This is a genomic window from Spongiactinospora gelatinilytica (assembly GCF_003236385.1).
GTDB lineage: Bacteria > Actinomycetota > Actinomycetes > Streptosporangiales > Streptosporangiaceae > Spongiactinospora > Spongiactinospora gelatinilytica.
Genome location: NZ_POUA01000563.1, coordinates 1 through 3,259 on the forward strand (window position 1 = coordinate 1; position 3,259 = coordinate 3,259).

The 3,259-nt window shown below is 70.8% G+C and carries 5 protein-coding genes; 4 read left to right on the forward strand and 1 reads right to left on the reverse strand.

Annotation, left to right across the window (positions count from 1 at the left end; translation table 11 throughout):
• The first annotated feature begins 62 nt into the window (after positions 1 to 62).
• Genes C1I98_RS36895 through C1I98_RS36905 form a run of 3 tightly spaced genes read left to right on the forward strand, consistent with a single transcriptional unit; the run spans position 63 to position 1,457 of the window.
• The gene (locus tag C1I98_RS36895) at positions 63 to 491 is read left to right on the forward strand and encodes a roadblock/LC7 domain-containing protein (protein ID WP_111171908.1); all 429 of its coding nucleotides are present in this window, start codon (positions 63 to 65) and stop codon (positions 489 to 491) included.
• Positions 488 to 874 (forward strand): DUF742 domain-containing protein, encoded by a 387-nt coding sequence (locus C1I98_RS36900; protein WP_111171909.1) that lies wholly within the window; start codon positions 488 to 490, stop codon positions 872 to 874. The genes C1I98_RS36895 and C1I98_RS36900 overlap by 4 nt, the downstream gene beginning before the upstream one ends.
• Positions 855 to 1,457: a GTP-binding protein gene (locus C1I98_RS36905; RefSeq protein WP_111171910.1), complete on the forward strand. Its 603-nt coding sequence runs from the start codon at positions 855 to 857 to the stop codon at positions 1,455 to 1,457. Before C1I98_RS36900 ends, C1I98_RS36905 begins: the two co-directional genes overlap by 20 nt.
• Positions 1,458 to 1,475: 18 nt before the next feature.
• Here the strand turns inward: C1I98_RS36905 and C1I98_RS36910 are convergent, their stop codons facing one another.
• Positions 1,476 to 2,321 (reverse strand): SDR family oxidoreductase, encoded by an 846-nt coding sequence (locus tag C1I98_RS36910; protein ID WP_111171911.1) that lies wholly within the window; start codon positions 2,319 to 2,321, stop codon positions 1,476 to 1,478.
• Between the two features lie 265 nt (positions 2,322 to 2,586).
• On the opposite strand from C1I98_RS36910, the gene C1I98_RS36915 reads away from it, so the two are divergent.
• On the forward strand, positions 2,587 to 3,259 hold a 673-nt coding region (locus C1I98_RS36915), incomplete at its 3' end, for a lytic polysaccharide monooxygenase auxiliary activity family 9 protein (protein ID WP_199537497.1).

Below are 3,259 nucleotides of genomic sequence, written 5' to 3' on the forward strand. Positions count from 1 at the left end.
CCCCGAACCCCACCGGCCGCGGCACCCGCGGAACGCACGAGCCAGCAGAAAGAGGACGACGAGTGTCCCAGAAGACCGCTTCACCCGCCGACCTGGCCTGGTTGCTCGACGATCTGGTGGATCGGACCAGAGAGGCCAGACACGGAATCGTGCTGTCCAACGACGGCCTGCTGATGGCCTGCTCACGCGACCTGGGCCAGGTCGACGCCGAGCACCTGTCCGCGGTGGCCGCCGGGATCCAGAGCCTGGCCAAGGGGGTCGCCGAGCGGTTCGGCGGCGGATCGGTGCGGCAGACCATCATCGAGATGCGCCAGGCGTACCTGCTGGTCACCGTGGCCGGGCAGGGCACCTGCCTGGCCGTGCTGTGCGGCCAGGACGCCGATGTGGGCGTGGTCGCCTACGAGATGGCGATGATGGTGACCCGCGTCGGCCAGTACCTCGTCTCCCCCGCACGCAACGGCGACGCCGCCAGGGGTGACGCTTCACGATGAACTTCAACGACGAGCTGCCGGAGGAGTCCTGGCTGGACGACCAGGCGGGGCCGATCGTCCGTCCGTACGTGATGACGCGGGGGCGCACCGAGCCGATCAGGGGCGACTTCGACCTGATCTCGCTGATCGCCTCGATCCGGCCGGTCGGGGCCAAGGAGGTCGGCCTCAACCCCGAGCACCTGGCCATCGTGCGGCTCTGCCAGGAACCGCTCTCGGTGGCGGAGGTGGCGGCGCACCTGGACCTGCCCGCGGGCACCATCAGGGTGCTGCTCGGCGACCTGCTGGACCGGGGCTACGTCACGGTGCAGGACCCACAACCCGAGGTCGACATGCGCGACCGGAGAATGTACGAGGCGGTGCTGGATGGACTACGAGCGCTCTGATCGCGGCCGATCCGCCAAGAAGCTCCCGACCGCGATCAAACTGCTGGTCGCCGGGGGCTTCGGGGTCGGCAAGACGACGCTTGTCAGTGCGGTGTCGGAGATCAGGCCGCTGCGGACCGAGGAACTGCTGACCGACCGGAGCCTCGGCATCGACGACGTGGCGGGGGTGGAGGCCAAGAACACCACCACGGTCGCCATGGACTTCGGCCGGATCAGCGTCGGCGAGGACTACGTGCTCTACCTCTTCGGCACGCCGGGCCAGGAGCGGTTCTGGTTCATGTGGGACGAGCTGTCGGCGGGCGCCCTGGGCGCGGTCATCCTGGCCGACACCAGGCGGCTGGCCGACTGCTTCCCCGCCGTGGACTACTTCGAGCGGCGCGGCACGCCTTTCATCGTGGCGGTCAACTGCTTCGACGGCGCGCGGCAGTACGAGGTGGACGAGGTCAGGCTGGCCCTGGGGCTGCCTGCCCCGCTGCCGATCCTGCTGTGCGACGCGCGCCGCCGCGAGTCGGGCAAGGAAGTGCTGATCACGCTGGTCAAGCACGCCATGGAGGTCAACGGCAAGCGCCCCGCCTCGGTGTGAGCCGCGCCCGGCGCGGGCTCACCCCCGGTGCGCGGCGAGGTGGTCGGCCAGCGAGATCGGCGGATGCCCGGTGAGCGTGGCGACCGCGTCGGTGACCAGGTCGAGCTCGCCTTCGGCGATGGCCGAGTACGAGGTCACCCAGCCGTCCACCTCCCACTGGGGAGCGCCGTAGCCCGCCCGCGAGGCGTACGCCTCCTCCAGTGTCTCGGCCTGGTAGGTGACCTTCCTGCCGGTGACGCGGGTGATCTCGGCGGCCACCTCGTCCATGGTCAGCGCCTGCGGGCCGGTGAGGTCGTAGGTCTCGCCGCCGTGGCCCTCGCCGAGCAGCACCGCCACCGCCGCGTCGGCGATGTCGTCCCTGGCCACCACGCCCGCCCGGCCCTGGCCGGCCGGTCCGCGGATCACGCCGTCCTCACCGGCGAACGCGGGCAGCAGGTCCAGGTAAAGGTTGTCGCGCAGGAACGTGAAGCCGACGCCGGTCTCGCGGATGTGCCCTTCGGTGTGCCAGTGGTCGCGGGCGAAGGTGAACGTGGCGTCGGGGGCGGCTCCGGTGAACGAGGTGTAGACGATCCGCGTCACACCCGCCGCCACGGCGGCGTCCACCGCGGCCACGTGCTGCTCGCGCCGGTCGGCGGCCTCGGTCGCCGAGACCAGCAGCAGCGTGCCCACCCCGTCCAGCGCCGTGCGCAGCGCCGCCGGGTCCTGGTAGGAGGCGACGGCCACCTCGGCGCCCGGCAGCGACGGGGCCCGCGCCGGGTCTCTGACCACCAGCCGCGTGGCTTCGCCGCGCTCGGCCAGTCTCCTTGCGATCCGCCCGCCGAGCTGTCCGCTCGCGCCCGTCACCCCGACAACTCCGGTAGCCATGGCACCAGTCTGCCGTCTTTCCACCGTCCTGTCCCGCACCTCGGGCCGGTCGGCCGTCCTCGGGACATGGCGCGGTGGCGCGATGTCCCAATTGTCCGATGGGGCACCCGGATGGGCGGCTCGGTGGCCTACGATCGGACGACGGCCGCCGCCAACCCCGCCGAACCGCTTGCGCTAGGGCGGGCCGCTGTGTTTAGTTTAATTCTTAGTAAGGTTTCCTTTTAATAACCTGCGCTCCACACCCCCCATTCACGCAGGAGCTCCATTGCACGTCCGTCTGAAGACCGCGCTGGCGACCACCGTCCCGCTGGTGGCCGTCGCCGTCGCGCTGCCGGCGACCCCCGCCGCCGCGCACGGCTCGATGTCCAATCCTCCCAGCCGCGCCTACGTGTGCAAGACCGAGGGTCCGGAGACCCCCAAGTCGGACGCGTGCAAGGCGGCCCGCGCCGCGGGCGGCACCCAGGCGTTCTATGACTGGCACGAGGTCTCCCTGCTCACCGCCGGCGGCAGGCACCGCGAGCTGATCCCGGACGGGAAGCTGTGCAGCGCGGGGCGGGAGAAGTACCGCGGGCTCGACCTGAACCGCGCCGACTGGCCGGCCACCCGCGTCTCCCCCGGCCCGCTGACGATCACCTACCACGCGACCGCGCCGCACGCCAACAGCAACTTCGAGTTCTACATCACCCGTGAGGGCTGGAACCCGACGATGCCGCTGCGGTGGTCCGACCTGGTGCCCATCAAGAACTTCAACAACCAGAACCCGACCACCTTCACCAACTGGACGATCAACCTCCCGCAGCGCACCGGCCGCCACCTGGTCTACTCGATCTGGCAGCGCGTCCTCGGCAGCCAGGAGGCGTTCTACACCTGCTCGGACGTCGACTTCGGCGGTGGCGTGCAGCCCACTCCCACGCCGACCCCGACGCCCACCCCGACCC

Bases quoted from the DNA above. Each gene is read 5' to 3' on its own strand.
- C1I98_RS36900 (WP_111171909.1), top strand. From the start codon at position 488: ATGAACTTCAACGACGAGCTGCCGGAGGAGTCCTGGCTGGACGACCAG.
- C1I98_RS36905 (WP_111171910.1), top strand. From the start codon at position 855: ATGGACTACGAGCGCTCTGATCGCGGCCGATCCGCCAAGAAGCTCCCG.
- C1I98_RS36910 (WP_111171911.1), bottom strand. From the start codon at position 2,321: ATGGCTACCGGAGTTGTCGGGGTGACGGGCGCGAGCGGACAGCTCGGC.